The organism is Streptomyces flavofungini (assembly GCF_041028215.1).
In the GTDB taxonomy this organism is placed as follows: Bacteria; Actinomycetota; Actinomycetes; order Streptomycetales; family Streptomycetaceae; genus Streptomyces; species Streptomyces flavofungini_B.
The window spans coordinates 1-5705 of the sequence record NZ_JASKYR010000504.1; the positions used below are offsets into that span (position 1 = coordinate 1).

Sequence of the window (5705 nt, forward strand, 5' to 3'; positions counted from 1 at the left end):
GCTGTACGTCGTCGCGTACATGTCCTGCGGGTACGCCGTCGGCTASGTCGTCGGACCCATGCTCTGGTCCTACGCCCGGCGCCACGGTCTCGTCAGCATCTCCGACATGGTCGCCCACCGGTACGGGCGGCCATGGCTCGGCGCCGGTGTCGCCCTGCTCGTCACCGTCTTCCTGCTGCCGTACATCCAGCTCCAGATCACCGGCATGGGCGTCGTCGTCTCCACCATCTCCTACGGCGCCATCAGCCTGAACTGGGCCTACTTCATCGGCTTCGCCGTGACCACCGGCTTCGTGGTGGTCAGCGGGCTGCGCGGCAGCGCCTGGGTGTCGGTACTGAAGGACGTGCTCGTCGTCGGGACTCTCGCCTTCCTCATCGTCTATGTGCCCCTCCACTACTTCGACGGCTACGGGGACTTCCTCGACCGGGTGGTCAGGGAGAAGAGCGACTGGCTGACGCTGCCGGGGAGCGGCGGCAGCCAGTACGGAGAGGCCTGGTTCGCCACGACCTCGCTGCTCAACGCCCTGACGGTCGTCATCTTCCCCACCACCGTCGCCGGGTATCTGGGCGCCCGCAGCGCCGACGGGCTGCGGCGCAACGCCATCTGGCTGCCCGCCTACAACGTGCTGCTCTTCGTCCCCATGCTCCTCGGCATGGCCGCCCTCTTCGTCGTGCCGGGGCTCGTCGGCGCGGAGTCCAACCTCGCGCTCTTCAAGCTCGTCGTCGACTCGCTGCCCGCGTGGGCCGTCGGCGTCATCGGGGTCGCCGCCGCGCTCTCCTCCATCGTGCCGATGGCGGTGTTCATGCTGGTCATCGGCACGATGTGGGGGAGCAGTGTGCTGTCCCTGCTGCCCCGGTGGCGCGGGCAGCGGCGCCAGAAGCTGGCCTCGCAGGGCGTGGTCGTCATCGCGGGCGCCCTCGCCCTCGTCCTCACCTACGCGGCGCCCAACACCCTCGTACGGCTCTCCCTCATCTCCTACGAGGGCATGGCGCAGCTCGTACCCATGCTGCTCATCGGTCTGGTGTGGCGGCGGCTGACCCTCGTGGGGGCGCTGAGCGGGCTCGTCGTGGGGGTCGCGGTCGTCTGCGCGCTCGTCTTCAGCGGGCACGACCCCGTCTTCGGCGTGAACGCCGGGATCGTCGCGCTCGTACTGAATCTGGCCGTGGCGCTGGTGGTGTCGTACGCGGGTCCTGCCGGACGCGTGGATGAGCGGGCGGACGAGGAGGTCCTCGCGCGGGACCCGCTGGGGGACGGCGCCCACGGCTCCTTCAGCCGGACCTGAGCGATCCTGTATAACGGCAGTACGTCGATACGGCAGTACGTCGGTACGCCAGTACGGCGATACGTCAGTGCCGGTGCCGGTGCCGGACCGGGAGGAGGAACGACTGTGCGCGACATGATCAGCGGTGGCAAGGCCGCCGTACGTCCCGCGCTGCTGCTCCTGTTCCTCCTCGTCGAGGTCGTCCTCGTCGACACCGGCAGCCTCACCGCCGCCGTCGCGCTCGCCGCGACCGCCGCCGCGGGGTCCGCGCTCGCCGTCTGCTCCGTGATCGCCGCGCGCTGCGCGCCCGTCGTGCCCCGCACCAAGGTGCGCACGGCCATCCGCGACCGGGAGCGGCGTACGGCCTTCCTGCCCCAGCGCGATCCCGACGCCAGGGGGCGCAGGCGCCCCCGAGCACCCGGCCGTGCCCTCCTGACGGCCGCGTAGGGCACGCCACCTCTCTCTCGCAGAGCACGCGTTCTCGCTCGTAGAGCGCTGGGCCCCGCGCGGGTCGTCATGCCGAGCTGATCCTCACTCCCGGCACGACGAGACCCCCCGGAGGGCTTCTCCATGTCCGACATCTCTGATCTCTTCTCCTCCTTCATGTCCGTGTTCGCCGGCCTGGTCGAGCACATCGCCGACGCCGTCGAACCGCTCTTCCACGGCTCGGCGACCGCCGCCGCGATCGTGCTGTTCACGGCCTGCGTACGGCTCCTCGTGCACCCGCTGTCGCGGGCGTCGGCCCGTGGCCAGAAGGCGCGCGCCAAGCTGTCGCCGCAGATCGCGGAGCTGCGCGAGAAGCACGCGAAGAACCCGGAGCGGTTGCAGAAGGCCGTCCTTGAGCTGCACGCGAAGGAGAAGGTCTCGCCGCTCTCCGGGTGCCTGCCGAGCCTCTTCCAGCTCCCCGCGTTCTTCCTGCTCTACCACCTGTTCTCCAGCTCCAGCATCGGCGGCGAGGCGAACGGGCTGCTCGGGCACACCCTCGTCGACGCGCCGCTGGGCGGCCGGTGGGCCGACGCGCTGGGCGACGGCGGGATCTTCGGTCCCTCGGGCCTCGTCTACCTGGTGCTGTTCGCGGTCGTCGCGGCCGTGGCGACCTTCAACTTCCGGCGGACCAAGCGGCAGATGGCGGCCACGCGGCAGCCGTCCAGCGGGGAGCAGCAGGTGCCCGGGATGGGGGCGATGATGAAGGTGATGCCGCTGATGTCGTTCATGACTCTGTTCACCGTCGCTGTGGTGCCACTGGCCGCCGCGCTGTACGTGGTGACGAGCACGACCTGGAGCGCGGTGGAGCGGGCGTTCCTGTACCGCGATGTCCCGGCCGGTGCGGCGGCCCTGGCGACCGCAGTCTGAGGCCGGGCGGCCCGGCGCCGAGGCGCCGGGCGCTCGCCGGGCTACCGGGCCGTAAAGGTCCAGTACGTGAACGGGGTATTGCGGAGCGGACGCCGACCTTGGACGATCGGCCAAACCTCCGATGGCCGCACCCATCGGCCGGGCCACGTGATCACGTAGGTCACGACTCGACCAAGGGAGTCAGACGATGAAGCTGCTGCGAGTCGGTACGGCAGGGGCGGAGCGCCCCGCGCTGCTCGACGCCGAAGGGACCCTCAGGGACCTGTCGGGGGTCGTCGCCGACATCGACGGGAGCGTGCTCGCCGACGCGGCGGCCCTCGACCGGATCAGGGCCGCCGCGGACGCCGGTGACCTGCCGGTTCTCGACGCGAAAGGGCTGCGGGTCGGGCCGCCGGTGGGGCGGATCGGCAAGGTCGTGTGCATCGGCCTCAACTACCACGACCACGCCCGCGAGACCGGCGCCGAGCCGCCCGCCGAGCCCGTCGTCTTCTTCAAGGCGGCGGACACCGTCGTTGGCCCCGATGACACCGTGCTCGTGCCGCGCCGCTCGCTGAAGACCGACTGGGAGGTGGAGCTGGCCGTGGTCATCGGACGTACGGCCCGCTACCTGGAGTCGGCCGAGTCCGCGCTCGCGCATGTGGCGGGGTACGCGGTGGCGCACGACGTGTCGGAGCGGGAGTTCCAGATCGAGCGCGGCGGTACCTGGGACAAGGGCAAGAACTGCGAGACGTTCAACCCGCTGGGCCCCTGGCTCGTCACCCCCGACGAGGTACCCGACCCGCAGGCCCTCCCGCTGAGGCTCTGGGTCAACGGCGACCTCAAGCAGGACGGCACGACCGCCGACCAGATCTTCCCGGTGGGCGAGGTCGTGCGCTACGTGAGCCAGTTCATGACGCTGTACCCGGGCGACGTCATCAACACGGGCACGCCCGCGGGCGTCGCCATGGGCCACCCGGAACCGAAGCCGTACCTGCGCGCCGGGGACGTGGTGGAACTGGAGATCGAGGGCCTCGGGCGGCAGCGGCAGGAGCTGAAGGGGGCGTAGCCGGACCCAGAAGGCCGAGGGTCGAGGGCCGAGGGTCCGGTATGGCTGTCCCGGCTAGCTGGTGGTGAACCGCTCCAGCGCCTCCACCACCAGTGCGTGGTCCGCCAGTTGCGGCAGGCCCGAGACCGCTGCCACTCCGATGACTCCCGCGCCCTCGACCGTGAGGGGAAACGCGCCGCCGTGGGCCGCGTACCTGTCCGGGTCGAGGCGCGAGGAGTCCTCGAAGGTCGTGCCCTTGGCGCGGAAGCGGGTGCCGACCAGGAGGGAGGAGGCGGCGTAGCGCTCGACGACGCGGCGTTTGCGGGTCAGCCAGGCGTCGTTGTCCGGGGTGGAGCCGGGCAGTGCCGCGTGGAAGAGCTGCTGGCCGCCGCGGGTGATGTCGATCGCCACGGGGGCGCCGCGCTCGCGGGCGAGGTCCACCAGGAGCGAGCCGAGCGCCCACGCGTCGTCGTGCGTGAAGCGGGTCAGGACCAGGCGGCGCTCCTGGGCTTCCAGTTCGCCGACCGTGGGGGCCGCGTCCGGCGAGGGCACGGGCGGCGTGGTGTTCACAGCGTCACCGTCACACCGTCGCGGGCCGAGCGGCGTGCCGCCTCAAGGACGTCCAGGGCCGCGGCGGCCTCGTGCGCCGTCACGGGGTTCTCGCCGGTGCCGCGCAGGGCCGCGGCGACCGCCGCGTAGTACGCGGGGTAGTCGCCGGGCAGGGTCGGCACCGGGCGGCCGCCGCCGGTCGCCGGGGACTCCCCGGCGCCGATCGTGCCCCACATCGACTGGGGCTCCTCGCCCCACGGGGCCCCCGCCGACGGGCGGTCGCCCTCGCGCAGGGCGGCCTCCTGGGGGTCGAGGCCGTACTTCACGTAGCCCGCGCGGCTGCCCAGGGCGCGGAAGCGGGGGCCGAGCTGGGCCGTCGTGGCGCTCACGTACAGGTGGGAGCGGACGCCGCTGGCGTGCGTCACCGCGATGAAGGTGTCGTCGTCCGCCTCGGCGCCGGGGCGGCGCACGTCCGACTCCGCGTACACGCGCGCCGCCGGGCCGAAGAGGGTCAGGGCCTGGTCGACGACGTGGCTGCCCAGGTCGTACAGGAGGCCGCCGATCTCCTCGGGGTCGCCGGACTCGCGCCAGCCGCCCTTGGGGCGCGGGCGCCAGCGCTCGAAGCGGGACTCGAAGCGCCATACGTCGCCGAGGTCGCCGTCCGCGAGCAGCTTGCGCAGGGTGCGGAAGTCGTTGTCCCAGCGGCGGTTCTGGAAGACGGACAGGAGCAGGCCGCGCTCGTCGGCGAGCGAGGCGAGCTCGCGCGCCTCGGCCGCCGTGCCCGCGAGGGGCTTGTCGACGACGACCGGCAGGCCCGCCTTGAGGGCGGCGGTGGCGAGCGGCACATGGGTCTTGTTCGGGGAGGCGACGACGATCAGGTCGAGTTCGTCCGCGCGGTCCCACAGCTCGTCGGGCGAGGCCGCGAAGCGCAGGCCGTCGCCGAACTCGGCGCGGGCCTGCGCCCGCCGCTCCTCGTTCGACGTCACGACCGTGTCGAGCGCGAGGCCCTCGGTGGCGGCGATCAGCGGGGCGTGGAAGACGGAGCCCGCGAGGCCGTACCCGACCAGGCCGACGCGGAGGGGTGAGCCCTTGGGGTCCGTGCCGGTCACAGCACCTGTACCAGTCATGCCGTCCACTTAAGCAACGGTGTTGCCAAAGTGCAAGCGGGCGGGACAATGGCCTGGTGAAGTCGTACGGAAACAGGATCTGCTCCGGGGTGAACCTGCCGGTGCTGCGCGGCCACAACGCCGCGCTGGTGCTCGATCTGCTGCGCTCGGCGGGTACGGCGGGCATCAGCCGCCTCGAACTCGCCGAGCGCACCGGGCTCACCCCGCAGGCGGTCAGCAAGATCACCGCCCGGCTGCGGGGCGAGGGGCTCGCGGCGGAGGCGGGGCGGCGCGCCTCGACGGGCGGGAAGCCGCGCACGGTGCTGCGTCTGGTGCCGGAGGCCGGTCACGCGGTCGGCCTCCACCTGGACCGGGACGCGCTGACGGCGGTCCTCGTCGACCTCACCGGGGC

Annotated in this window: 7 protein-coding genes; 5 read left to right on the top strand and 2 right to left on the bottom strand. The window is 72.2% G+C overall.

The features are described 5' to 3' along the window. The 4 genes from AB8Z36_RS28165 to AB8Z36_RS28180 all read left to right on the top strand — a co-directional run. On the top strand, nt 1-1282 hold a 1282-nt coding region (locus tag AB8Z36_RS28165; RefSeq protein ID WP_369216195.1), incomplete at its 5' end, for a sodium:solute symporter family protein. Between the two features lie 114 nt (nt 1283-1396). Continuing rightward, nucleotides 1397-1708: a DUF6412 domain-containing protein gene (locus tag AB8Z36_RS28170; RefSeq protein ID WP_369216201.1), complete on the top strand. Its 312-nt coding sequence runs from the start codon at nt 1397-1399 to the stop codon at nt 1706-1708. 123 nt (nt 1709-1831) lie between these two features. Continuing rightward, the gene (locus AB8Z36_RS28175; protein ID WP_369216196.1) at nt 1832-2614 is read left to right on the top strand and encodes a YidC/Oxa1 family membrane protein insertase; all 783 of its coding nucleotides are present in this window, start codon (nt 1832-1834) and stop codon (nt 2612-2614) included. 187 nt (nt 2615-2801) lie between these two features. After that, nucleotides 2802-3659: a fumarylacetoacetate hydrolase family protein gene (locus tag AB8Z36_RS28180; RefSeq protein ID WP_369216197.1), complete on the top strand. Its 858-nt coding sequence runs from the start codon at nt 2802-2804 to the stop codon at nt 3657-3659. Nucleotides 3660-3713: 54 nt separating this feature from the next. On the opposite strand, the gene AB8Z36_RS28185 is transcribed toward AB8Z36_RS28180, so the two are convergent. Continuing rightward, complete coding sequence (locus AB8Z36_RS28185; protein WP_369216198.1) at nt 3714-4208, bottom strand: heme-degrading domain-containing protein; 495 nt, start codon at nt 4206-4208, stop codon at nt 3714-3716. After that, nucleotides 4205-5314 carry a Gfo/Idh/MocA family oxidoreductase gene (locus tag AB8Z36_RS28190; RefSeq protein WP_369216199.1) on the bottom strand — a complete coding sequence of 370 codons (1110 nt, stop codon included), beginning with the start codon at nt 5312-5314 and terminating at the stop codon, nt 4205-4207. Before AB8Z36_RS28190 ends, AB8Z36_RS28185 begins: the two co-directional genes overlap by 4 nt. Nucleotides 5315-5370: 56 nt before the next feature. On the opposite strand from AB8Z36_RS28190, the gene AB8Z36_RS28195 reads away from it, so the two are divergent. After that, nucleotides 5371-5705 (top strand): winged helix-turn-helix transcriptional regulator (locus AB8Z36_RS28195; RefSeq protein WP_369216200.1); only part of this gene is annotated, 335 nt, incomplete at its 3' end.